Consider the following 24,509-nt stretch of genomic DNA (forward strand, 5'->3'; position numbering starts at 1 on the left):
TTGCGGGAGGGCTCAGCGCGCCGGCGCCAGGGCCCGGACCCGGTAGAAGGACTTGGGCCGGAGCAGCGCATTGGCATCGATGAACTCAAGCTCCGGGCCCTCGTGGAGGATCTCCACCCCGCCGTCCGGGAAGTCCGCCTGCAGCGCGCGCTCCAGCCGGTAGGCCGTGGCGCCGGGCACGGCGTTCCAGCTCAGGTGCATGTCCGCGCCCAGCTCCACCACCTGCAGCACCGGCGCTCCCAGTCCGGCGCGGCGCAGCCAGACCACCAGCGTGTCACAGGCGCCGGGGCCCTGGGGCGGCGTCGCACGCAGCAGCAGGGACAGCAGGCTGTCGCCCGCAGCGGGCGGGGTCCAGACCAGGCTGTCGCCGGCCGCGCTGACGCTGCCCGGGCCTTCCAGCTGATAGACGGTGCCCGGCACATGGCGGAAGTGCTCCGCCGGCCGCAGCCCCAGCACGGCCCCCGCGGCCAGGGCGTGGAAGCCCAGATCCGGCGAGAGCAGCGGGGCCAGCAGCGAATCGGTGCGGATGGGATCCGTCTGCACGGCCCCGAAGGCACCGTCGCCGTCGTCGTGGATGTGCAATTCGATGGCGGCGGGGTCCGTGCTTCCCCACCAGTTGCCCCGGGCCTGCAGCGTGCTCGTGGTGTTGTTGTAGAAGTCCCAGACGTTGCCGCCGTTGCCGTTGTCGTGGAGGCGGTTGTCCCCGGGCTCCGCGCTGCCGCCGAAGTCCGGCGCGCAGGCGGAGGTGATGGTCACGCCCCAGTCGTTGTCCTCCAGGCAGCAGCCGCGGAAGACCGGCGTGGCGCTGGTGTTGACGTTCACGCCGCTGCCGCCCTGGATGGGATTCGTGTAGCGGCTGGAGTGGATCCAGCAGCGCTCCAGCCGGCCCTGGGCGCCGGCGCCCTGGATCACCACGCCGCTGCGGAAGCCCGTGATCTCGCAGTCCCGCACCAGCGGCGCGCCGGACATCCAGAGGGAGAAGCCGCTGGCCGGGTTGGCCGGGCCGCGCCCCTCCAGCAGGCAGGACGTGAAGCGCGGGCTGTTGGTGCCCTGGATGCCGATGCTCACCGCGTTGCGCGGGCTGGCGGCTTCCACGTTGTTGCCGCGGATTACGCAGTGCTCCAGCACGGGGCTGCTGCCCCCGGTGATCTCCACCCCGTAGCGCGAATTGTTCTCGATCAGGCAGTGGCGCAGGACGGGGTTGCCCGCCAGGAAGCAGGACAGCCCGCTGCTGTAGTTGCCGGAGAACTCGCAGTACTCGAACACGGGCGAGCTGCCCAGGCAGTTGAGTCCGTCGTCGCCGCCGCGCACCGTGACACAGCGCAGCCGGCTGGCGGGGTCCGCTTCGTCCAGGATCAGGCCGGACCAGCTGTTGGGCTGGCCGCTCAGGGCCTCCAGCCGGATGGGCTCCCAGGGCGTGCCCAGGGCCGTGCAGAGACCCTGGACGCGCAGCTCCACGCTGGCGGCCACGGTCCAGTGCGTGCCCGCCGGCAGGCGCAGCTCGTCGCCCGTGCTGATCAGCAACGCCTGCTGCTGTGTGTAGTCGGGCCAGCTGCCCACCAGCGCGCCGCCCGAGGCCGCCACCAGCGCGGCGGGATCATAGACCTGGCCCATTCCCGGACTGGTCCAGGCCAGGGCCGGGCCCACACCCAGCAGGGCGGTCAGCAGCTGAAGTGAGAATCGTGTCATGGTCATGGTGGACTCCCGCAAGAATTTGCCCCGGCCTCAGCGCACGAGGGCCAGTTTCAGGCTGTGGCTGGCGCCGGCCGTCTCCAGCCGTGCCAGGTAGAGGCCGCTGGGCAGCCCGGCGGCCTCGAAGTTCAGGCGTCGGATCCCCGCCGGCTGCGGGCCATCCAGCAGCACGGCCACCTCGCGCCCCAGCAGATCGAACACGGCCAGCCGCGCCGGCCCGGCCTGTTCCAGGTTGAATTCCAATTGTGTCACGGGATTGAAGGGATTGGGCCATGCGGCCAGGACCGTCGTGGCCGGACGTAGCGGTGCATCCACCTCTGCCAGCCCCTCGTCGCGGACCACCTGGAGACCGCGGCCGCTTTCGTGCAGGCAGACGAGATCCGCGCTGGCCGCCGCGCCGGAGAGTCGGACGCGCCCGATTTCCCGGCCCTCCAGCACCAGGCGCCCCGTGCGCACCAGGCCCGAGTCCTCCCGCAGGTCGAAGAGATCCAGGACGGCGATCCCGCCGGAAACTCCGCTGGACCATTTCAGGCCCAGCCGTTCGCGGCCGCCCTCCAGCTGGAAGTTCCTGCCTGCGCCCAGATTCAGGTTCTGCAGCAGCACGGGGGGGCCCGCCTCCGCCGGCGAGTAGACGTGGAGGTGCAGATTGGCCAGGTCGCCCTCGAGGACCGTGGTGACGAGATGGCCACCCACGAAGGCGAACTGGCTGCCCGGGTCCGTCAGCCAGTGGGCCGTGCCGAAGCCCGTCGCGCTGAGCTGGAGGAGCAGGATGGAGTTTTCGCCGGCGCCCACCGCCAGCCAGCCCTCCGCCGCGGCCAGCCGCGTGATGACGGGCAGCTCCAGCCGCTCGCGCACCTGCGGGGCGGCGGGTTGGGCCAGATCCAGCAGGACCAGCTCGCCCCCTTCCTGGTAGACGGCCAGCCCCGGCACCAGCACCAGCCGGCGCGGATTCACGGCCGGGACCGTGGCCGCCACGACGGGCGCCGCCGGGTCGCCCAGGTCGATCACCGCCAGTCCGCCCGGCACGTCGGCCAGGGCCAGCGTACCGGCGGCCACCAGCTGGCTGCCGGCGGGCAGCTCCAGCCGCCCCTCCCGCCGCAGGCCGTCCTCCGTCACTTGCAGGACCTCCAGCCCGCGGCCGCGCAGCAGCAGCCGCTCCCCGGCCCAGGCCAGTTCCACGGGGGTGCCGGCGGCGGGCAGTTCGCGCAGCAGCTGCGGACCCCCGTCCGCCAGGCGGATCCAGCTGCAGCCGGCCGGCTGGGTCACCAGCGCCGTGTCGCCTGGAAACTCCAGCTCCGTGCCGCCGGGCAGCGCCAGCCGGCCCAGCTCCAGCACGGGGGGACTGGCCTGCAGGTCCACGTGATACGCGTGCAAGGTGTCGGGGTCGCTCAGCAGCACGTCGGAGCCCCGCACGGCCAGGCGCATCTGGCTGCGGTGCCCGTGGGACTGGCTCCAGACGGTTTCCCAGCTCTCGGGCCGCCGCACCTGCAGGTCGAACTCGTCGTCGGTGATCACGGCGTCGGCCGTGGCGGCGATGTCGATCCCCAGCGGCGACAGGGGCCAGTTCGACCACCCCAGGAAGCCGCCCTCGTGCTGGTCGCCCTCCGGGCCGAAGCGGTGCCAGCGCGCGCCGCTGACGGCGTCCCACCAACCCGGACACCAACTGAGGTAGTCCCCGATCAGCAGGTCGCCCAGGAAGGCCGCCCGCGTTCCCTGGAACTGGTCGCCCACGCCCCACAGGCCTTCCAGGCTCTGCACCGGGTGCAGCGGATCGCCGAGGTCCACAGGCTGGATCTGCAGCAGGCCGATGGGCAGCAGCCAGTCGCCCTGGCGCAGCAGCTGACTGACCTGGCAGGAGCCGGTCTCCAGCGTCCAGAGCGGCGTGCTCCAGTCGCCCTGGGGATCGCGGGCGCAGAGGAGATTGTCGCGGTCCAGGCTCAGCAGCAGGCCGTCCCAGTCCAGCAGGTCCACCAGCGGCGCGTCCAGCCGCAGGCTGTCCAGCAGGACGGGCGGGTCCGGGGTCAGGTCCCAGCGCTCCAGCACGAGGCCGCAGGCGCGGAAGAGCTGGCCGTCCCGCTGCGTGGCCGTCGTGACGGCGTCCAGGGGCCAGTCGCCGGCGGGAACCAGCGCGGCCGCCAGCGGCGTGGCGATCAGCAGGGAAAGCCAGTACCCGCAGGCTCCGCGCAGGCGGATCTGGAGAGGAGTGCGAATGGAACCCACGAGGACCTCCGGGAGCTGTGTGCCCCCAGTCTACCTCAGGAGAGCCAATTTCACCACGGTGGAGTGCCCCGCCGCTTCCAGCCGGGCGAAGTAGACGCCGCTGGCCAGCGCCCCCGCATCCAAGGTGACGCTCCGCGCGCCGGCCGCGCAGTCCCCGTCCACTAGCACGGCCACCTCGCGCCCCAGCAGGTCGAACACGGCCAGCCGCACGGCCCCCGGCCGCTCCAGCGTGAAGGAGAGGCGCGTGACGGGGTTGAAGGGATTGGGCGCGGCGGAAAGGGTCAGGCTGGCAGGTCGGGTGGGCGACGCCGCCACGGACAGGATGCTGTCGTCCAAAAACAACTCGATGCCCGAAGCTTCGAAGTGACGGACCAGCCAGCCACCATCCAGCAGCGCGTAGTCGGGGATGGGGTTGCCGGCGTCAATCTCCCAGTGAGCGGTTTGCACCAGGGGGCTTTCCTCGATCAGGTCAAAGAGGAAGAGCTCTGTGCCATACCCCCAGATCGGCGTGAAGTGCGCACCGATCAGCAAGCGATCTGGTCCTGCCCAGAGGCCGCGAAAGGTGTAATACTCTATGACGCGCTCAGTCTCCACCTGTGGCGCGAATGGATCCGCGAGAGTGTGCACCGTCAGATGAGTGTGCTCATAACCACCGCTGTACGCTCCCCACGCCGACACCAGCCGGTCCCCACAGAACGCGGTCCGCATGTTCCAGGAGAGGAATGGCAGGGACGCCCCCTCATGAACATGCTCCAGGTCGCGGGCATCGATCAAGCGGATCGCCTCGAGGTACTCGGAGCAGGCGACGATGCCGCCACCGATGGCCAGGTCCGAGACTTCACCTACCGGCAGGCGCAGGCGTTCCTGTGGAAGGCCAGGATCCTCCAGCGAGAGGAGCACCAACTCACCTGCGGCCACATAGGCGGCGCGCAGGCCGTCCAGGCACATCCGTTCAAGACCGGGGGCCGGAATCGAGCAGAGGACAGTCGGGGCACTGGGGTTGGCCAGGTCGATCACCAGCAGACTGGAGTCCGCGCCCGCCAAGGCAAGGCTGCCGCTGACCGTTACACCAACGCCATCCGGTAGCGGGAGCGCGGCCACAGGCTCCAGGCGGGCGTCCGCCTGCCTGAACACGCGCAGCTCGCGCTGCCGCACCAGCAAGTGGTCGCCGCTGCGGCCGACACCGCGGATGGCACCCGATGCTGGAAGAGAGGAAGTCACGACCAGCTCACTGGGGTTGGCGAGATCGATCCAGTGGACGGTGTCGTTGGCGACGAACAAGGCCTGTCCATTCCCGATCCTCAATTGACGACAGCCCGCCACTTGGAGCGTGTCCAGCACCTGCATGTGGGGAGTGGTCTGGGCGGAGACATGCAGGGATAAGGTGCCCGACGGCCCGGAGGCCAGCACCAGTGGGCCGTCCGCCTGACTGGCCAGGGTGATCTCCTCCGGCGGGTCCGGCATGGAAAGGGTCTGGTCCAGGGTCCAAGTGGCGGGATCCAGCACCTGCAGACCAAACCACGTGCTAATGAGCAGGTGGTGATCCACGGCGACCAGCGGATTGTGCAAGTCCCAGGCAAACCCATCGATCCATCCCAACGACTGCGCGGGTTCCTGCGGAATCCCCTCGCCCAGCGCCAGCCAGCGCTGGTCCACCCACACATCCCAGCAAGCGCCACAGCAGTCGCTGTAGTCACCCACCAGGGTGTCGCCCACAAAGGCGGCACAGTAGCCCCCGAAGTTGTCTCCCCACCCACCCAGGGGATACTGGGCCACAACGGGCTGCTGCGGATCCTCGAGGTCCAGCAACGGCATCCATGGCGAGACCGGCAGGAGCCAGCGTCCATGCCGTAGCAGCTGCGTGGCGCAGTCAGAGCCTTGCCAGGTCCAAACAGGCGGATCCCAGCCGTTCTGCGGGCGGCGCATCTCCAGCAGGCCATCCGCCCTCAACACCAGCAGCAGGCCGTCCCAGTCCAGCAGATCCACAGGGGGCGACTCCAGCACCAGGCTGTCCAGCAGGACCGGCGGGTTCACGGCCACGTCCCAGCGCTCCAGCACGCGTCCGCAGTTGCGGAAGAGTTCGCCCTCCACCTGCAAGGCCGTGCGGGTGGCATCCACGGGCCAGTCGCCCAGCGGAACCAGTTCGGCGGCGGCGGGGAGGACCAGCTGCGTGACACATCCCAGGACCAACAGCTGTCGCGGAATCATGGAGCTCTCCTTGCGGCCCGCCCTACTTCACCAGGGCCAGTTTCGTCAGCGCCGTGCGGCCCTCGGCCTCCAGGCGCGCGAAGTAAATGCCGCTGGCCAGGGCGGACCCGTCGAAAGTGATCTCATGGTGGCCGGCGGCGAAGTCCCCGGCGGCGGGCAGCGCCACCTCGCGCCCCAGCAGATCGAACACCGCCAACCGCACGGCACCCGGCCGCTCCAGAGTGAAGGAGAGGCGTGTGACCGGATTGAAGGGATTGGGCGCGGCGGCGAGGGTCAGGGCACGGGGCCGCACGGGCGCGGGCTCCACGGGCAGGACGCTGTCGTCCAGCCACACCCGGGCGCCGGCGCCGGGCAGGGACACGGCCAGGCGCCCGGCCACCTCGTCGTCGGAGAGGGCCAGCAACCCCGCACCCCAGCCCAGCTGCTGCCCGGTGCGCAGCCAGCCCTGCTGCGGATCGAACCGGTAGGTGTGGAGGAAGGTGGTGCCGGGGGTCTCCATGTCCCAGGACTCCAGCATGAACAGGGCGAGGCGTTCCGTTCCCCCGCGCACCACCGCGATCCAGACATCCTCCGGCAGGGTTTGATTCAGCAGGAGAACCGGCTGCGTGGGGTCGGTGGCGTCGTAGGTCTTCAGCTGCAGGATGGCATTCCGGAACACGGCGACAACGAGCCGGTGGCCCACGAAATCAAAGGACCAGCTGTCGTCGGGCAGCAGGGCTCCCAGTTCCAACTGGTCCGCGCTCAACCGGAACAGCTGGATGCCTCCGCTGGCCAGATTTGCGGCCGCCACGTTGCCGTTGCCGCGCGCATCCAGGAAGGTCAGACCCGGAATCACGAGGTGATCCACGAAGCGCGGTTCCGTCGGCGTGCTCAGGTCCCACAGGGCGAGGGTGTCGTTGTCGTAGGTGAGGGCCCAGGGCTCGCACAGGGTGAGTCCCAGATGGGACGAAGTGGGCAGCGTGGCCACCACTTGCCCTTCCTCGCCTACCGGCCAGCGGATGACGGCGGTTCCCTGTGGAACCTGGGCCAGGATCAGCTCGCTGCCCGCGTCCAGGAACGAGCCGGCACCCAGTTCCAGGCTGCCCACCTGTTCCAGGCCTTCCTCCGTGGAGCGCAGCATGTACAACTTGTCCTGGCGGACCATGAGGCGTTCCCCGGCCCAGGCCAGCGCCAGGATCGGACCCGGCGCGGCCAGGCTGCGCACGGGGACGAGATCTCCTGTGGTGTCCAGCCACGTGCTGCGGGACCGACCCGTCACCAGCAGCTGGCCCGGCAGGACCTGGGCGTCCTGGCCGCCCGGCACGCCCAGGCGCTGGGTCACCTCCAGCATGGGATCCGCCTGGGGATCCACCCGGACCTGAAAGAGGCTGTCGACCTGGCTCACCCAACCGAGCTGGCCTGCCGCCGCCAGGGTGGAGGCCCGAACGCGGAAGGGCAGGGACGCCACGCGCTGCCAACTGGGTGGGCCCACCCAATCCAGCGTGCCGCCTCCGCCCCCGATCAGCACGCCGCCCGCCACGCCGGCCGCACCGCCGCTTAGCCAATCCCAGCCGATGTCGTCGATTGGATAGATGTCCGTGGACTGGCCCAGGGAATCCAACTGCATGTGGAAACCTCCTGGGCTGAGTTCCCCGGCTTGTTCACAGCTGGGGTTGAGCTCCCCCACCAGATGCCCGTCCACACTGGCGGCGAAGTTTCCGCCCCAGATGGAGGCCGGAGGCAGGCCCTCCCCGAGGACGTGCGGCAACAACACGGGGGAGCGGGGCTCCGTCATGTCCACCAGCCGCACCTCGCCCTGACCCATGGGCAGGAGCAGGTTGCCGTGCCGGAGCAATTGGGTGGCGCAGTTGCCGGCGTCCAGGTCCCAGATGGGCGAACGCCAGTCCTCGGCAAGATCGCGCGCCTCCAGCACGCCGTCTTCCCGCAGCACGAGCAGCAGGCCGTCCCACTCCAGCAGATCCACGGGCGGACTGTCCAGGACCTGACCGTCCACCGGCAAGGGCGGATCACTGGTCAGATCCCAGCGCTCCAGCACGCGACCATAGTTGCGGATGAGTTCGTCATCCACCTGCAGGGCGGCGCGGGTGGCGTCCACGGGCCAGTCGCCCAGGGGAACCAGCTCGGCGGCGACGGGGAGCGCAGTCAGCACTCCGAACAGAATGGCAGGAAATCGGAACATGGCACGACCTCCGCTGTCAGAAATGGAGAGAGGTTCATCTTTGGGGGGGGAGTGACGAGGGGAAGAACCGCACGAGCCGTGCCAGATGAGAACAAGACCGTCATCCTGACGCGGCCGGAATCCTGTGGACAGGCGAGGCGAAGCCAACTCCCTTCCCCCACGCCCCGTGGGGGAAGGCGTCGCGCAGCGACGGGGGATGGGGGCAATGGGACGTGAGTTCCCCCATCCCTTCGCGCCCGACATCCGTCGGTCGCGCCTTCCCCCACGGGGCGTGGGGGAAGGGAGTGGCTTCGCCTCGTCCAGACGAACACCACTGGGATGCGAATTGGATGCGATCCTGCCAAGGAGAAGGGGCTCAGGGCCGTTCGGCGGCGTCCTTCAGGGACTCCAACCCCTGCTCGAACATCGGCCCGATCATCTTCCCCGCCAGCAGGGCGAAGTAGGGGCCCACCCCGGGCATGTCCATCTCGCCGTCCATGCTCCAGCTCAGCACCAGCGTGCCGTTCGGGCCGGGCTCGGCGCTCATGACGGAGTGGTTGGGCGTGGGGCTGTCGGCGAAGAACACGTCGTACTCCACCCGGCCGGGCTGCACGCGGGTCAGCTCCAGCCGACCGCCGCCGTTCTTGTCCGTCCAGCTCTGGCTGGCGCCCGGGCCGGAGGTGACGGCTCCCAGCGTGGTGACGATGGTGCTGTCCGCCTTCTCCCAGGGCGACCATTCGGGCCAGCGCGTCAGGTCATCCAAGAGCGGCTGAACGCGCTCCAGCGACGCCGTAGTGCCCAGGCTGCGCTCGATGTAGTAGCGGTCTGGCAGCACGAAGCCGCCCAGCACCAGCAGGCCGATCAGGACGGCCAAGGCAAGGAGAATCTTCTTTCCCATCCGGGTCTTCCTTTCATCGCAATTGTGCGTGGCTGGTTTTGATTCTCCCGCATGTTCGCCAATCCGCGGCAGTGGGGGAAGGGAATTCATCAACAGCCGAGTGCCCCCTTTCCCGGCGCAGCATGAGGTCCCGAGGAAGTGCGAGGCGAAGCCAATTCCCTTCCCCCACGCCCCGTGGGGGAAGGCGCGACCGACGGATGTCGGGCGCGATGGGATAGGGGAACTCAGCACTTGCGGCCCCCATCCCCTGCCGCTGCGCGGCACCTTCCCCCGCCGGGGGCGAGGGAAGGGAATCAGGCGCCGCCACCGAACCAATCCCTCCGCCTCCGGCTTGCTTTTCGAGGTTTTACTGTTAATATTTCAACATGAATTGAGCGTCGGGGAGCCCAGCGGGCTGACCGGCCTTTCGGGCTCCGGGCCGTGGCACGGTCGCCCCCATGAACCGAACCATCCGTTCCGGCGCTGCCGGGGCGACGACAACAGGAGTGCGTCATGCTGGTATTGGAGCGCGAGGGCCTGGGCCGGCTGATCCGCGAGCTCTGCGACCGTCACGGCCGCAGCCGCCCGGCTCTGCTGCCCATCCTGCAAGAGCTGCAGGAGACCCAGGGCTGGATCTCGGACTACGCCATGCAGGAGGTGGCCCGGCACCTGGACATCCACCCGGTGGAAGTCTATTCGGTCATCACCTTCTATGCCTTCCTCAACAGCGAGAAGAAGGGCCGCTTCGTGATCCGGCTCTGCCGCACCATCTCCTGCGACATGCGAGACAAGGATCGCGTGGCCCGGCAGCTGGAGCAGGAGTTGGGCATCAAGTTCGGCCAGACCACGGCCGACGGCCGCTTCACGCTGGAGTGGACCAATTGCATGGGCATGTGCGACCAGGGTCCGGCGCTGATGGTCAACAAGCAGATCTTCACGCAGATCAGCCCGCAGCGGGCCCACGAGATCATCGAGTCCTGCCGGCGGATCTACGCGCTCTATCCGGAGCGCAGCGAGGACACGGCCCTGGAGGCGGCGGGCGCCGTCCGGGTTCAGGCGGGCCAGGCGGCCCTGGAGGCGCGCTCATGAGCAGCAAGAACCATCCCTCCATCCTCTTCCGCGAGAGCCAGCCGGACGAGGGGCTGAAGAAGGCCCTGGGCCTCAAGCGCGTGGACGTGATCAGCATGGTGCGCGAGTCCGGCCTGCGCGGCCGCGGCGGCGCCGGCTTCCCCACGGGCGTCAAGTGGAACTTCGCCGCCCTGGCCCAGGACGAGACCAAGTACGTGGTCTGCAACGCCGACGAGGGCGAGCCCGGCACCTTCAAGGACCGCGTGCTGCTCACGGAGCGCGCCGACCTGGTGCTGGAGGGCATGACCATTGCCGGGCGCACCATCGGCGCTCAGGAAGGCATCATCTACCTGCGCGGGGAGTACGACTACCTGCGCCGCCACCTGGAAGCGGTCATCGCCCGCCGCGAGCAGGCCAACCTGCTGGGCGACGACATTCTGGGCACCGCCGGCTTCAGTTTCCGCATCCACGTGCACATGGGCGCCGGCGCCTACATTTGCGGCGAGGAGACGGCGCTGATCGAGTCGATGGAAGGCCACCGCGGCGAGCCGCGCAACCGACCGCCCTTCCCGGTGAACACGGGCTACATGGGCCATCCCACCGTGGTGAACAACGTCGAGACCTTCGCCCTGGCCGCCCGCGTGCTGGCATTGGGCGCCGAGACCTTCGCCAAGGTCGGCCCCGCCAGTTCCACCGGCACCAAGCTGTTCAGCGTGAGCGGCGACTGCACGCGGCCGGGCGTCTACGAACTGCCCATGGGCCTGACCATCGAGGAGTTGCTGCGCGAGGTGGGCGGCGAGGATGCCAAGGCCGTCCAGGTGGGCGGCGCCTCGGGCACCTGCGTGCCGCGAAAGGCCTTCACCCGGCGTCTGGCCTTCGACGACGCTTCGACGGGCGGCTCGATCATCGTCTTCGGCCCGCAGCGCGACATGCTGCGCGTGGCCCGGAACTTCATGGAGTTCTTCGACGAGGAATCCTGCGGACAATGCACGCCTTGTCGCCGCGGCAATCGCGTGCTGCTGGAAGGCATCGAGAAACTCGAACAGGGCGTGTGCACGCTGACCTACATGTCCGAGCTGAAGGCCCTGGGGGAGAGCATGCAGCTCGCCTCCAAGTGCGGACTGGGACAATCCAGCCCCAACGCCTTCCTGTCGATCGTGGAGCATTTCAAGGACGAGATCCTGGCCCGGCAGACGGCCTGAGGACCGGAGGAAGCATGAACACCGAAAGCAGAATGAATCCCGATACCAGCCGGGCGCCTGTCTCACAGAAGCCCCAGGTGATCCACCCCCACTCCAACGAGGGGGACGTGGGCGCGCTGGTGCGCGTGAACATCGACGACCAGGAGATCAAGGTGCCGCTGGGCACCACCATCCTGGAAGCGGCCAAGCGGCTGGGCATCCACATCCCCACGCTGTGTCACCACGCCGACCTGTGCAGCGCGGGCCTCTGCCGCGTCTGCGTGGTGGAGGTGGAGGGCATGCGCACGCTGCAGGCCAGCTGCGCCTACCCCATCAGCAGCCCCATGACCATCAAGACCCACACCCGCAAGGTGCGCAACGCCCGGCGGCACATCGTCGACCTGCTGCTCTCCGAACACGTGGGCGAGTGCTACACATGCTTCCGCAACAACAATTGCGAGCTGCAGTCGCTCTCCAAGGAAATGGGCGTGACCCACTTCCGCTTCGGTCAGCGCACGGAGCACCACCACAAGCCGGACAACAGCAGCTACAGCGTGGTGCGCGACATGGACAAGTGCGTGCTGTGCCGCCGCTGCGTGCGCACGTGCATCGACCTGCAGGAGGTGGGCGTGCTGGAGGCCTGCCACCGCGGCAGCGAGACGGCCATCGAGACCTTCCACGACAAGCCGCTGGGCGAGGTGGTTTGCATCAACTGCGGGCAGTGCATCAACCGCTGCCCCACCGGCGCCCTGCGCGCCAATGATCCCACCGAGCAGATCTGGCACCTGATCGACGATCCCACCAAGCACGTGGTGATCCAGACCGCCCCGGCGCCGCGCGCGGCCATCGGCGAGTGTTTCGGCTGCGCGCCGGGCACGCCGCTGACCTTCGAGATGAACACGGCCCTGCGGCTCTGCGGCTTCGACAAGGCCTTCGACACGAACTTCACAGCCGACCTGACCATCATCGAAGAGGGCACGGAGCTGCTGCTGCGCCTCCATCGGGCGCTGGTCCAGGGCGACAAGGAGGCCGCGCTGCCGCAGTTCACCAGCTGCTCGCCGGGCTGGGTCAAGTACCTCGAGCACTTCTATCCCGAGTACATCCCGAACCTCTCCAGCGCCAAGAGCCCGCAGCAGATGTTCGGCGCGGTGATCAAGACCTACTACGCCCAGCTGCACGGCATCGACCCCAAGGACATCGTCACCGTGGCCCTGATGCCCTGCAGCGCCAAGAAGTACGAATGCAACCGGCCGGAGATGGTGGACAGCGGGCACAAGGACGTGGACTTCGGCCTGACCACCCGCGAGCTGGCGCAGATGTTCCAGGAGGCGGGAATCGACCTGCCCAACCTGCCCAAGTCCGAATTCGACGATCCTTTCGGCACGGCCACGGGCTCGGGCGTGATCTTCGGCGCCACGGGCGGCGTGATGGAGGCGGCCCTGCGCACGGTGATCGAGGTGGTCTGCGGCATCCAGGTGGAGAACCTCTTCGATCACGCGGACATCATCCCCCTGCGCGGCTTCGACGGCATCCGCTACGTCGAGCTGCCCATCAAGGACGTGGGTCCGGTGATCCCGATGTTCAAGCCCCTGGTGGACAGCTGGAGCTGGCTCAAGGGCGCCACGCTGAAGGTGGCCGTGGCCCACGGCACCGCCAACGCCAAGAAGGTGATGGACGACATCAAGGCCGGCGGCCGGCTCAGCGAGTGCCACTTCATCGAGTTCATGGGTTGCCCGGGCGGCTGTATCGGCGGCGGCGGCCAACCCATCCCCACCTCCCCGGAGATCCGCGCGGCGCGCGCCAAGGCCATCTACGGCGAGGATTCGTCCTACAAGATTCGCAAGTCGCACGAGAACCCGGCCGTGCTGGAGCTCTACACCAAGTTCCTCACGGACGGTCCCTGCGGCCATCTCAGCCACAAACTGCTGCACACCCACTACCAGGCGCGCGGCCGCTTCATGGCCTGAATTTCCCGACCCGGAGTCCAGCAGGGCTCCGGGTTTTTTTGCCTGAATCACCGATCCGGATGTGGGAGTTGCCCCGCATCCTCGCAGCGCCTACGTTGCAGGCGTCAATTGGCCCGCGGGCCGGGAGCATGAACATGTCGGGGACTTCTCTGCGCATCGACGCGGAACACATCGGGAAGACGCTGCGCGAGGCCGGTCGGGCGGACGCGGCGCGGGTGCGCGAGGTGCTGGCCAAGGCCTCGGCGCACAACGGCCTGGACGACGAAGAGATGGCTGTTCTGATGGGCGTCAGCGACCCCGAACTGCTGCACGAGCTGTTCGCCACGGCGGCCCGCGTCAAGCGCGAGATCTACGGCAACCGGCTGGTGATCTTCGCGCCGCTCTACATCTCCAACCTCTGCGCCAACGACTGCGCCTACTGCGCCTTCAGCGTCGGCAACAAGGGCCTCAAGCGCCGCGCCCTGAACCAGGACGAGATCGCCCAGGAAGTGCTGCACCTGATCCGCACGGGCCACAAGCGCGTGCTGCTGGTGGCCGGCGAGGCCTACCCGCGCCAGGGCTTCCGCTACGTGCTGGACTCCATCGAGACCATCTACAAGACCAAGGAAGGTCCGGGCGAGGTGCGGCGGGTCAACGTCAACGTGGCGCCCCTGACCGTGGAGGAGTTCCGCGAGCTGGCCGGCGCGCGCCTGGGCACCTACCAGATCTTCCAGGAGACCTACCACCCCGAGACCTACCACGCCGTGCACACCCGCGGCCCCAAGGCCGACTACGACTGGCGCATCTCGGCCATGGACCGCGCCATGACGGCGGGCATCCACGACGTGGGCGTGGGCGTGTTGTTCGGGCTCTTCGACTGGCGCTGGGAGCTGCTGGCCCTGATGCAGCACGTGCGGCATCTGGAGCAGGCCTTCGGCTGCGGGCCGCACACGGTGAGCGTGCCGCGCCTGGAGCCCGCCTCGGGCTCGCGGATCAGCGAGCAGCCGCCCAAGCCGGTCAGCGACGTGGAGTTCCGCAAGCTGGTGGCCATCCTGCGGCTGGCCGTGCCGTACACGGGAATCATCATGTCCACGCGTGAGACGGCCGAGATGCGGCGCGAGTCCTTCGCTCTGGGCGTGTCACAAATCTCCGCTGGCAGCCGCACCAATCCCGGCGGCTACGAAGAGGACGAGGAGTGCGACCGCGTCTCCATCGAGGGCGACACCCAGGGCACGGACGCGCCGCGCACCCAGGATTCCATGCGCCAGCACGAGGTGGACGACGACACCGGCGCGCAGTTCAGTCTGGGCGACCACCGCGAGCTGGACGAGGTGGTGCGCGACCTGATCGCGATGAAGTACATCCCCAGCTTCTGCACGGGCTGCTACCGCTTGGGCCGCACGGGCGCGGACTTCATGGACCTGGCCAAGCCCGGCGACATCCGCGCGCACTGCGATCCCAACGCCATCTCGACCTTCCTGGAGTATCTGTTGGACTACGGCACGCCGGCGACCCGCGCGGCGGGCGAGGCGCTGATCCCCGAGCTGATCGCCGGGATGGACCCGGGACCCGCCGAGACTTCGCGCCAACTGGTGGAGAAGGTCCGCGCCGGCCGCCGGGATGTGTACTGCTGAGCCGGTGGGGGCAGTTGACCACAGAGGCACAGAGGCACAGAGCACGGACTTTGGGTAGCTCTTGACGTGGGTTGTTTGCGGCTCGTCCGAGCGTTGCTTGAGCACGAAGGCACGAAGTCTCAAAGACGATTTGTGTCACGTGAGGTGAAGCGCGCAGGACTTCGCGCCGCACGGACGATTAACTCTATCACCACAGAGGCACAGAGGCACAGAGTCATTTTTGGATTGGTTTCGTGAGGTGAAGGCCTTCAGGCCTGAACCAGAACCTGATGGTGAAGCCGTCAGGCGAACCAGCTACACGGATCCAGGAAGATCGTGCGTCGGCCGTCTGTTCGACGCCGGCCGTGAGGCCGGCTAGTTACGGCCGCTGAAGAAAGCGCGTCTTTGGCGCCACCTTTCTGCGCGCGAGCAGAAAGGTGGCAAACAAGGCAACCCGACAGATGACTGGGGTGCGGTGAACCCCCATCCCAACCTTCCCCCTGAAGGGGGAAGGGGCCGACCGAGCCACCGGGGATGACGAGTGAGGAGCAAAGTGGAGACAAGGACCGAGCAGGACTTGCTGGGGGCGCGCCAGGTGCCTGCCGAGGCCCTGTGGGGTGTTAGCGGGCTGCGCGCCCAGGAAAATTTCCCGCTGAGCGGGCGCCCCTGCCATCCCGCGCTGATCCGTGCCTACGGGCTGGTGAAGCAGGCCTGCGCCCAGGTCAACGCCGCGCTGGGCGTCTGGCGCGACGATCCCGCCAAGGAGCAGGCCATCCTCGCCGCCTGTCGCGGGCTGGCCGCCGGCCAGGATCTGGAGCAGGTGGTGGGCGACGCGCTGCAGGGCGGCGCGGGCACCAGCCTGAACATGGTCGTCAACGAGGTGCTGGCCAACCGCGCGCTGCAGGCGCTGGGCGAGCCCCTGGGCGCCTACCACCGCGTCTCACCCGGCGACGACCTGAACCGCCACCAGTCCACCAACGACACCTATCCCACCGCGTTGCGGCTGGCGGCGATCCGCGGCCTGCAAGCGCTGGAGCAGGCCGTGCTCGGGCTGCAGGAGGCCTTCCAGGACCGGGAGCGCGCCTTCGCCCACCTGGTCAAGGTGGGCCGCACCCAGCTCCAGGACGCCGTGCTCACCACCCTGGGCCGCGAGATGGGCGCCTACGCCGAGGCCCTCAGCCGCGACCGCTGGCGGATCTTCAAGGCCGTGGAGCGGCTGCGCGTGGTGAACCTGGGCGGCACGGCCATCGGCAGCGGTCTGGGCGCCCCGCGGGAATTCATCTTTCGCGCCACGGACACGCTGCGCGAGCTGAGCGGACTGCCCCTGGCCCGGGCGGACAACCTGGTGGAGGCCACCCAGAACGCCGACGTCTGGGTGGAGAGCAGCGGCTTCCTCAAGGCCCTGGCCGTGACCCTGCGCAAGTCGGCCAACGATCTGCGCCTGCTCGCCAGCGGGCCGGAGGCCGGGCTGGGCGAGCTGCGCCTGCCCGCGCTGCAGGCCGGCTCCAGCATCATGCCGGGCAAGGTCAACCCTGTCCTGCCCGAGGCTGTGATCCAGGTGAGCTGGGTGGTGGAGGGCAACGACCTGATCATCTCCCAGGCTGCCGGCGCCGGCACGCTGGAGCTGAATCCCTTCCTGCCCGTGATCGCCGATCGCCTGCTGGAGTCGCTGGATCTGCTCACAGCAGTCTGCCGGCTCTACCGGGAGCGCTGCGTGCTGGGACTGGAGGCCGACGCGGAGCGGCTGGCGGCCCAGGTGGAGGGCTCCACCGCCGCGGCCACCGCCCTGGTGCCGCGCCTGGGCTACGAGGCGGTCTGCGCGCTGGTGCTGCGCGCGCGTGCGGCCGGGCTGAGCGTGCGCGAGCAGACGATCCGCGACGGATTGTTGACGGAAGCCGAGTATCGCGCGGCCATCTCGCCCGAGGCCGTCACGCGCCTCGGCTCCTGAACGGAACACACTCACCTCGAAGAACACGAAGCAGGAAGTAGGGCGGGAAGGACAAACATGGAAGCGGCAGATGGAGGATTGATGGACGCGATGGACTTCAGCCGTTGGATGATTCTGCAAAGCGAGGTCGCCACGTCATCCGTCTTCGTGCTCTTCCGGCGGCTTCGTGCACTTCGTGGTGAAATGGGAGGTCCTGCGTGGCAACGGTAAGGAAGGGCCTGCGGCTGCACATCGGCATCTTCGGCCGGCGCAACGTGGGCAAGAGCAGCCTGCTCAACGCGCTCACCCGCCAGCAGGCGGCCATCGTCAGCGCGACCGCGGGCACGACCACGGACCCCGTGGAGAAGCCCATGGAGTTGCAGCCCCTGGGCCCCGTGCTGTTCATCGACACCGCCGGCGTGGACGACGAGGGCGCGCTGGGCGGGCAGCGCATCGCCAAGACCCGCCAGGTGCTGGAGCGCACGGACCTGGGCGTGATCGTTTGCGACCGGCCCGTCTGGGGTTCTTTCGAACAGCAGCTCCACGCCGAACTGCAGGCCCGCGGCGTGCCCGTGGTGGCCGTCTTCAACAAGACCGATCTGCTGCGTCCGGACGAGGCCGAGGTCTGTCGTCTCACGGGCCTGGGCCTGGCCGTGGTGGGCACGGCGGCCGTGCAGGCGGGCTCCGGCGCGCTGGGGCTGGGCGCGGGCATCGCCGAGCTGCGTCAGGCCCTGTTGGAGAAGGCGCCGGAGGATTGGATCAACCAGCCGCCCCTGCTGGCGGATCTGGTGCGGCCCGGCGAGCCCGTAGTGCTGGTGGTGCCCATCGACAAGGAGGCGCCGGCGGGCCGGCTGATCCTGCCCCAGCAGCAGGCCATCCGCGAGTTGCTGGACTGCGACGCCTGGGCCCTGGTGGTCAAGGAGCGCGAGCTCTCCGCGGCCCTGGCGGCCCTCAACCGCCCCCCCGCGCTGGTGATCACGGACTCCCAGGCCTTTCTCAAGGTGGCCGCGGACACGCCGCCGGGCGTGCCCATGACCTCGTTCTCCATCCTGTTCGCGCGCCGCCAGGGCGACCTGACGGAAATGGCGCGCGGCGCGGCCTGCATCGAGGGGCTGCGTCCGGGGGATCGCGTGCTGGTGGCAGAGGCCTGCGGCCACCATCCCGGCGGCGAGGACATCGGGCGGGTGAAAATCCCGCGCTGGCTGCGCCAGTACGTGGGCGGCGCGCTGGAGTTCGACCACGTGCAGGGCCACGACTTCCCGGCGGACCTCTCGCCCTGGAAACTGGTGATCCACTGCGGGGCTTGCATGTGGAACCGCCGCGAGGTGCTCAACCGCCTGCTGGCCTGCCGCCAGGCCGGCGTGCCCATGACCAACTACGGGCTGGCCATCGCCTACAGCCAGGGGATCTTCGAACGGGCCCTCAAACCCTTCCCCGCGGCCCTGGAGGCCGTGGCCGCTGCGCGAACCCGCTGAGAGCTCAACACAGAGGCACAGAGACACAGTTTGGATTTGGGCGATCCCGGCATTCGCCAGAGAAGGTCAAATGCAGGCGGCAGGACCTCAACAGGAGCGCGACGTGGAATTCGATTTGTCTCACGACGGCATCGTCCGCTGGCTGCGGGAAGTTGATGACGCGCGGCTGGAGGAGCTGTTCGCCGCCGCGGACGCCGTTCGCGCCGCCCACGTCGGGGACGAGGTCCACCGCCGCGGACTGATCGAAATCAGCAACCACTGCCTGCGGCGCTGCGCCTACTGCGGCATCCGCTCCGCCAACCGCGAGGTCGTGCGCTACCGCATGGAGCCGGACGAGATCGTGGCCTGCGCGCGCCAGGCGCGGGACTTCGGCTACGGCACCGTGGTGCTGCAATCCGGCGAGGATCGCGCCCACAGCACCGAGTGGGTGGCGGAGCTGGTGCGGCGCATCGCCGGCGAGACGGGCCTGGCCATCACCCTCAGCCTGGGGGAGCGGCCCCTGGCGGACTACGCGGCCTGGCGGCGCGCCGGCGCGGCCCGCTACCTGCTGCGCTTCGAGACCACCGACCCCGTCCTCTTCGAGCGCATCCACCCGGGCTATCCCGGCCGCGAACCCCGCCTGGCGATCCTTCGGCATCTGCGCGAGCTGGGCTACGAAGTCGGCAGCGGCGTGATGATCGGCATCCCGGGGCAGTCCTGGGACAGCCTGGCCCGCGACCTGGAACTCTTCCGCGAATTGGACCTGGACATGATCGGCGTGGGGCCCTACATCCCGCACCCGGCCACGCCGCTGGGCACGGACGGCCACCCGGACTTTCCCGACGCCCCGGACGGCCAGCAGGTGCCCAACAGCGAGGCCCAGACCTACAAGGTGCTGGCCTTGACGCGGCTGGTGCGGCCCGACGCCAACATCCCCAGCACCACGGCCCTGGCCACGCTCAACACGGAGCAGGGCCGCGAACTGGGCCTGCAACGCGGCGCCAACATCGTCATGCCCAATCTGACGCCGCCCGCCTATCGCGCGCTCTACGAGATCTACCCGGGCAAGGCCTGCATTTCGGAAACCGCCGCCCAGTGCGCGCTCTGCCTGGACGGGCGGATCCACGCCATCGGCCGCGTGCCGGGGACCGGCCCGGGCTGGCGGCCGGGGCACGAGCCGGGCAGGACCCGGAGCTAGCGGCTACACGCTTCGCCAAGACCGGAGGACCCATGCACACATCCCGTTGGTGGCGCCTTCTCGTCTGGTCGGGCACGGGCCTGAGCGTCGTGGGCAGCCTGGATCCGCTCGAAGGTTCTTTGTTGATCCTGCCGGGCATCGGTTTGGCGGCCCTGGGCGCCTGGCTGGCGCGCGGACCCTTCCGCCTCTGGCTGCCCGCGGCCTTCCTGTCCACGGCGCTGGGCGTGGGCCTGCTTTGGTACATCAGCTCGCTGGGCGGCGTGGGGGGCGACCACGGCCTCAGCCTCTGGTGGGCCCTGCTGCTTTTGCCCTATCCCATCGGCTGGTTGGGCGGACTGGTCCTCTCCCTGCTGTGGCTGCGCCAATCCTTGCAGCGCAAGCCAACATGACGACCGGCTCACAGGAACTCGTCATTCGCCCGCTACAGATCGGCGAGGAGCCACACTGGCTGTCCTGCGCGCCGCCACCCAAGGACCTTGACGCCGAGCGCTCCGCCCTGCGCGCGAGTCTCGCCGCCGCCACTGAAGATCCTGCCTGCCGCCTGCTGGCCTGGGAGGAAGGGCGCTGCGTGGGGCGCCTGCGCCTGCAACTCCCCCACAGCGGCTTGTGTCTGCTGCTGGGCCTGGCCGTTCCGCAGGCCAGTCAGCGTGAACGGGTGGGCCGCGCGTTGATCCGTTACACTTGCGATCAACACGCGGCGCACGAGGTGCAGGGCCTGTGCTGGGAGCGGCCGGAGGAACAGGATCTACTGGACCTGCTGCTGGCGGAGGGCTTCCAGGTCCACGAACGCAAGCTCTACGTGGAGCGCGACCTCGTCGGTTTCCAACCCGCCGAACCCGATCCCTTCGACTATCTCACTCTGCGGGACGCCGGCGAGCCGGCCTTCGTCGAGGTGCTGGCCGGCCTGGAACCGGGCTCGCCCAGCCCGGATGGCCTCGCCCAAGCCCGAAGTGGGTTCCAGGAGTTGCTTGAGCTGGCCGGGTCCGCGCTGGACCGGGATGCCTGGCACGTAGTGCGTCACCGGGGCGACGTCGTGGGGCTGGTGCTGCCCCAGTTGTTTCCGGATTCGCCGCACGAGGGCACCCTGTATTGGATCGGCCTGTTGCCGAACTGGCGGGGGCGTGGGTGGGGCCGGATCCTCCATGCGCGCGGGTTGCGTCACTTGAGCGAACGTGGCGCCCGCCGCTACATCGGGTCCACGCCCGTGGAGAATCTCCCCATGCGCCGGGTGTTCGCCGCCAATGGCTGCACCGAGCTGGGCGTGCGGGTCCTGTTGCGGAACCGGCCTCCTGAAACCTGCAGCGGCTGAACTCGCTTGTCCAATCCTGCCACCCCGGCCCAACCACGACCTGAAACGGAATCTGGAGAACCAAGAAAACGCCCCGCCCGGATTGCGCCGGACGGGGCGTGATGCATTCGATCCGCGGGCTCTATTTGATCAGCAGCATCTTGCCCGTCTGCTCGCGCTGGCCGGCGCGCAGCCGGTACATGTAGACGCCGCTGGGCAGGCGCTCGGCGCCGATCTGCACCTCGTGGCGGCCCGCCGTCATGGGCCGGTCCGCCAGGACGGTGAGCACCCGCCGTCCCTGCAGGTCGTGCACGCTCAGGTCCACCCGGCCCGGCTGCTCCAGCTGGAAGGGCACGATGGTCGAATTGTTGAAGGGGTTCGGCCGGCAGGGCCCCAGCCAGAAAGTGCCGGGCCGCGGCTCGTCGCCCACGGACACGATGTAGGGATCGCCGTTGAAGCCCAGCGCCTCCCAGTCCAGGCGTGTGGTGCCGTGGCAGTGCGTGCACTGCAGGGTGGCCGTGGCGCTGCGCGTGCCGTGCTGGACGGGGAAGTGCTGCGTGGTGCTCTCCCAGCGCCAGCTGCCCGTGTAGTCGCCGTCGGGATTCACCAGCCCGCCCCAGGCGGTGGCGTCCGCCGCCGCGGCCAGGTGGACGCCCCGCCGCACCGCCAGGTCCAGCAGCGCCAGCGTGTCCTCCGGCTGGGTGGTGAAGTTGCTCATCAGGCTGTCCGCGTCGCCGATGACCGCCAAGTCCAGCGGCAGTTGGCGCCCCGTCAGGTTGTCCACGGGCACGCGGGCCTCCAGCCGGTGAAAGGGCGTGACCTTGTTGTTGAAGGTCTGGCTGAAGCCGCGCGGGCTGTCGTCGCTCCAGATGGTCCCGTTGGACCACAGATAGTCGGGGATGTGCGGCGTGGTCTGCCCGCTGGTCAGGGGCGCCCAGCGCAGGAAGCGGCCGTTCTCCGTCTCCCGGACCAGCTGCTCGTAGGAGACCAGGTTCAGGCCGCGGGTGTCCGCGATGTGACACGCCTCGCAGGCCAGCCGGACGAAGTGCGTGGCCGGGATGCCGCCGTGCTGCGGGATGGGAATCTCCAAGTCCGGCCGGGCGGCCTGGCCCGTGGCGCTGTGGCAGGTCGCGCAGCGGATCAGGTTGGCCGCCGTGCTGCCCGCGCGCTCCACGGCCCACTGGGAGACCTGGGGGCGTCCGGCGAAGCGGTGGCCCTCGCTCTGGTGGCAGTCCACGCAGGACAGGCTGCCGGCGTGGGTGTCGCTGGTCAGGAAATCGTGGCTGCCCCGGCGCTGGCGCCCGGCGTCGGCGGAGGCGTGGCAGCGCTGACAGGCCGCGCTGCTGGGGCGGGCCGTGATGGAGCGCGAGCTGACGGACAGGTCCTCGCCGGCGGGCAGCTCCAGTTTGTGTCCCGTGGGGGAGGTGGGGTCCAGCAGCACGCGGCGCCGGGAGGCGTCGCTGAGGGGCTGGCCCGCCACCTGGTAGATGCCGGCGTGGCAGATCAGACAGTCCACCCCGCGCCAGGCCTCGGTGTCCAGAGAGCCGGGCTCCACACGCCCCGTGCTGGTGTGACAACGCGCGCAACCGGCGGACTCGCCGCCGGGCAGGGCCGGATTGGAGGCTTGCCGGGTGGAGATCCAGTCGGTCAGGGCCAGGGTGCCGCTCAAGGGATCCAGGCGGTTGAGGGTGCCCAGCTGGCCTGTCACGGTGCCGCCGTCCGGATCGAAGACGGAGTTGGCCGGCAGGTCGGCCTTCCACTGGAAGTGGACGCTGCCCGTGAACTGGCGCGCCGTTTCCTCCATGCTCCAGTCGCCGCTCACGTGGCAGGGCGAGGCGCAGGAGCCGGCGCCCGTGTAGGTCAGCCAGCCCAGATCCGGGTGTTCGGCCCGGGCCTGGGTTCCGACGCCCGCCAGCAACCAGCCGCCCAGCAGGGCCGCCGCGATTCGTTTCATGGATCCTCCCAGCGGAAGTCAGTCGTGTTACACGCTTGACAAGGTAGCGTTCCCGGTCCGGCGATCAAGGGAAAGCACACCATTGCGGAACCATTTGGAGCGTCTCTTGTAGAAAATCCGTAGCTATCCGAAGCCACTCCGCAGCGGGATTGGCACGGATGTCGGGCCGGCTCCACCCGCCGCTCCCAGGTGATTTTCCCGGGCCTGAGCCCTATCTTGGCCCTGCGCCGAAGTGGCGGAATGGTAGACGCGGCAGACTCAAAATCTGTTGTCCGCAAGGACGTGGGGGTTCAAGTCCCCCCTTCGGTATCGGTTGATGCTGCAGCCGGATGTACGACTTGGGGGTCCCCGCGGACCCCTTTTTCATTGGGCGTCCACCGGATGGAGACGGTTCACAAACAAGCCGTTTATTTTTTGGAACGAGCAAGTTCCTGTTGACCTGCGGGGCGGACTTCTCAATACTCGCCCCGTCACTCACACCGGACCCACACAGCATCAGGACCCACATGTCGACTGGCGAACCCCTTCCACGGGACCCGACGCGCCGGCATGACATGAATCCGATTCAAGAGAGGAGACAATCATGATCCCTAGCTGTACGACCTCGGTGCGACGATGGTGCGGGGCCGGCGTGTTGCTGGCCTTCACGCTACCCGCCTTGGCGGACACCGCGTCACCGCTGTACCAGTACCAGACCAAGGCCACGGTGGCCCGCTACGAGGGCGGCCTGACGCAGGTGGGCCGGGCCGTCGCCCCGCACCCGGGCAGGGCCGCTGCGGCCCAGCCCCAGCGGGAGGTGACGGATCCAGTGGAGTGCGCCACGGACTATGCCTGGTGCCCCACCAACCCGGCCATCGGCTGCGACACCAGTCCCACCTGGTGCTTCCAGACGGATCCCATCACCTGCCAGACCAACATCGAGTGGTGTCACACCAATCCGGCCTGGGGCTGCATCGACACAGACCCCGCCCACGGTTGCGCGCCGACGGATCCGCAGTGGGGCTGCATTCCCACAGATCCGGCGTGGGGCTGCCCGCCGACGGACCCGGCGTGGGGTTGCATCCCCACGGATCCGGCGTGGGGCTGCGTGCCCACGGATCCTTCCTGGTGCGCCACAGATCCCAACTGGTGCGCCACGGACTTCACCTGGTGCGCGACGGATTTCACCTGGTGCAACACGGACCAGAGTTATTGCGCCACCGATCCCACCTGGTGCGCGACGGATTTCAACTGGTGCGCCACCGATCCCAACTGGTGTGCGACGGATCCGACCTACTGCTCCACGGACCCGACCTGGTGCAACACGGATCCCAGCTGGTGCGCCACGGACCCGACCTGGTGCGCGACGGATCCCAACTGGTGCTCCACCGACCCGATGTGGTGCACGACCGATCCGGCCACCTGTCCGGTGGTGGGTGCGGACGACCAGCCGGTGGGCCTGGAGCTGGGCGAGGCCCAGCCCAATCCCTTCAACCCCTTCACCACCCTGAGCTTCTCCTTGCCCGAGACGGGTCAGGTGCGGCTGCTGGTCTACGATCTGCGCGGCCGGATGGTGCGTGAGTTGGTGAACGGGATGGTGTCCCGCGGCACGAACCGCGTGCTCTTCGACGGCAGCAACCTGCCCTCCGGCGTCTATCTCTACGTGCTGGAGACCGAGCAGGGCACGCTGCGCAACAAGATGTTGCTGGTGAAGTGATGCGTCAGCCTCCGATGTGATGAACCTGG

General features: G+C 68.9%; 16 protein-coding genes and 1 tRNA gene. 11 read left to right on the forward strand and 6 right to left on the reverse strand.

The annotated features are described in order from the left end of the window. Positions 1–12 precede the first annotated feature (12 nt). The 5 genes from WC326_13740 to WC326_13760 form a co-directional block, all read right to left on the reverse strand. Entirely contained in the window at positions 13–1,695 is a 1,683-nt protein-coding gene (locus tag WC326_13740; protein MFA7332127.1) for a right-handed parallel beta-helix repeat-containing protein, read from the reverse strand. A 30-nt stretch (positions 1,696–1,725) separates the two neighbouring features. Next, positions 1,726–3,912 (reverse strand): T9SS type A sorting domain-containing protein, encoded by a 2,187-nt coding sequence (locus WC326_13745; protein MFA7332128.1) that lies wholly within the window; start codon positions 3,910–3,912, stop codon positions 1,726–1,728. 30 nt (positions 3,913–3,942) lie between these two features. Continuing rightward, positions 3,943–6,120: a T9SS type A sorting domain-containing protein gene (locus WC326_13750; GenBank protein ID MFA7332129.1), complete on the reverse strand. Its 2,178-nt coding sequence runs from the start codon at positions 6,118–6,120 to the stop codon at positions 3,943–3,945. 22 nt (positions 6,121–6,142) lie between these two features. Beyond that, entirely contained in the window at positions 6,143–8,299 is a 2,157-nt protein-coding gene (locus WC326_13755) for a T9SS type A sorting domain-containing protein (protein MFA7332130.1), read from the reverse strand. A gap of 355 nt (positions 8,300–8,654) precedes the next feature. After that, the gene (locus WC326_13760) at positions 8,655–9,176 is read right to left on the reverse strand and encodes an SRPBCC family protein (GenBank protein MFA7332131.1); all 522 of its coding nucleotides are present in this window, start codon (positions 9,174–9,176) and stop codon (positions 8,655–8,657) included. 492 nt (positions 9,177–9,668) lie between these two features. Between WC326_13760 and nuoE the strand changes: the two genes are divergently transcribed. The 9 genes from nuoE (at position 9,669) to WC326_13805 (ending at position 20,851) form a co-directional block, all read left to right on the forward strand. Further along, positions 9,669–10,244: an NADH-quinone oxidoreductase subunit NuoE gene (gene nuoE, locus WC326_13765; GenBank protein ID MFA7332132.1), complete on the forward strand. Its 576-nt coding sequence runs from the start codon at positions 9,669–9,671 to the stop codon at positions 10,242–10,244. Beyond that, positions 10,241–11,425, forward strand: coding sequence for an NADH-ubiquinone oxidoreductase-F iron-sulfur binding region domain-containing protein (locus WC326_13770; GenBank protein MFA7332133.1), 1,185 nt, complete (start codon positions 10,241–10,243; stop codon positions 11,423–11,425). The genes nuoE and WC326_13770 overlap by 4 nt, the downstream gene beginning before the upstream one ends. Before the next feature lie 14 nt (positions 11,426–11,439). Continuing rightward, positions 11,440–13,371, forward strand: a complete 1,932-nt coding sequence (locus tag WC326_13775) for an NADH-dependent [FeFe] hydrogenase, group A6 (protein MFA7332134.1) — start codon at positions 11,440–11,442, stop codon at positions 13,369–13,371. Positions 13,372–13,505: 134 nt separating this feature from the next. Beyond that, positions 13,506–14,984: a [FeFe] hydrogenase H-cluster radical SAM maturase HydG gene (hydG, locus tag WC326_13780; GenBank protein MFA7332135.1), complete on the forward strand. Its 1,479-nt coding sequence runs from the start codon at positions 13,506–13,508 to the stop codon at positions 14,982–14,984. A gap of 532 nt (positions 14,985–15,516) precedes the next feature. Beyond that, complete coding sequence (locus WC326_13785) at positions 15,517–16,911, forward strand: aspartate ammonia-lyase (GenBank protein ID MFA7332136.1); 1,395 nt, start codon at positions 15,517–15,519, stop codon at positions 16,909–16,911. Positions 16,912–17,108: 197 nt separating this feature from the next. Then, positions 17,109–18,365 carry a [FeFe] hydrogenase H-cluster maturation GTPase HydF gene (gene hydF, locus WC326_13790; protein MFA7332137.1) on the forward strand — a complete coding sequence of 419 codons (1,257 nt, stop codon included), beginning with the start codon at positions 17,109–17,111 and terminating at the stop codon, positions 18,363–18,365. 103 nt (positions 18,366–18,468) lie between these two features. After that, positions 18,469–19,542, forward strand: coding sequence for a [FeFe] hydrogenase H-cluster radical SAM maturase HydE (gene hydE / locus WC326_13795; protein ID MFA7332138.1), 1,074 nt, complete (start codon positions 18,469–18,471; stop codon positions 19,540–19,542). Between the two features lie 32 nt (positions 19,543–19,574). After that, on the forward strand, positions 19,575–19,931 hold the full coding sequence (locus WC326_13800) for a hypothetical protein (protein ID MFA7332139.1): 357 nt from the start codon (positions 19,575–19,577) through the stop codon (positions 19,929–19,931). Next, a complete protein-coding gene (locus tag WC326_13805) occupies positions 19,928–20,851 on the forward strand; it encodes a GNAT family N-acetyltransferase (GenBank protein MFA7332140.1) in 924 nt (307 codons plus the stop codon). The genes WC326_13800 and WC326_13805 overlap by 4 nt, the downstream gene beginning before the upstream one ends. 121 nt (positions 20,852–20,972) lie before the next feature. Here the strand turns inward: WC326_13805 and WC326_13810 are convergent, their stop codons facing one another. Continuing rightward, positions 20,973–22,784 carry a T9SS type A sorting domain-containing protein gene (locus WC326_13810; GenBank protein ID MFA7332141.1) on the reverse strand — a complete coding sequence of 604 codons (1,812 nt, stop codon included), beginning with the start codon at positions 22,782–22,784 and terminating at the stop codon, positions 20,973–20,975. A gap of 226 nt (positions 22,785–23,010) precedes the next feature. On the opposite strand from WC326_13810, the gene WC326_13815 reads away from it, so the two are divergent. Beyond that, a tRNA-Leu gene (locus WC326_13815) sits at positions 23,011–23,093 on the forward strand. A gap of 274 nt (positions 23,094–23,367) precedes the next feature. After that, a complete protein-coding gene (locus WC326_13820; protein MFA7332142.1) occupies positions 23,368–24,480 on the forward strand; it encodes a T9SS type A sorting domain-containing protein in 1,113 nt (370 codons plus the stop codon). Positions 24,481–24,509 lie beyond the last annotated feature (29 nt).

The organism is Candidatus Delongbacteria bacterium (assembly GCA_041675285.1).
Classification (GTDB): domain Bacteria; phylum CAIWAD01; class CAIWAD01; order CAIWAD01; family CAIWAD01; genus CAIWAD01.

Excerpts from the sequence above, each read along its gene's own strand:
- WC326_13740 (MFA7332127.1), bottom strand. The coding sequence starts at position 1,695 with ATGACCATGACACGATTCTCACTTCAGCTGCTGACCGCCCTGCTGGGT.
- WC326_13750 (MFA7332129.1), bottom strand. The coding sequence starts at position 6,120 with ATGATTCCGCGACAGCTGTTGGTCCTGGGATGTGTCACGCAGCTGGTC.
- WC326_13755 (MFA7332130.1), bottom strand. The coding sequence starts at position 8,299 with ATGTTCCGATTTCCTGCCATTCTGTTCGGAGTGCTGACTGCGCTCCCC.
- WC326_13760 (MFA7332131.1), bottom strand. The coding sequence starts at position 9,176 with ATGGGAAAGAAGATTCTCCTTGCCTTGGCCGTCCTGATCGGCCTGCTG.
- nuoE (MFA7332132.1), top strand. The coding sequence starts at position 9,669 with ATGCTGGTATTGGAGCGCGAGGGCCTGGGCCGGCTGATCCGCGAGCTC.
- WC326_13770 (MFA7332133.1), top strand. The coding sequence starts at position 10,241 with ATGAGCAGCAAGAACCATCCCTCCATCCTCTTCCGCGAGAGCCAGCCG.
- WC326_13775 (MFA7332134.1), top strand. The coding sequence starts at position 11,440 with ATGAACACCGAAAGCAGAATGAATCCCGATACCAGCCGGGCGCCTGTC.
- hydG (MFA7332135.1), top strand. The coding sequence starts at position 13,506 with ATGTCGGGGACTTCTCTGCGCATCGACGCGGAACACATCGGGAAGACG.
- WC326_13800 (MFA7332139.1), top strand. The coding sequence starts at position 19,575 with ATGCACACATCCCGTTGGTGGCGCCTTCTCGTCTGGTCGGGCACGGGC.
- WC326_13805 (MFA7332140.1), top strand. The coding sequence starts at position 19,928 with ATGACGACCGGCTCACAGGAACTCGTCATTCGCCCGCTACAGATCGGC.
- WC326_13810 (MFA7332141.1), bottom strand. The coding sequence starts at position 22,784 with ATGAAACGAATCGCGGCGGCCCTGCTGGGCGGCTGGTTGCTGGCGGGC.
- WC326_13820 (MFA7332142.1), top strand. The coding sequence starts at position 23,368 with ATGATCCCTAGCTGTACGACCTCGGTGCGACGATGGTGCGGGGCCGGC.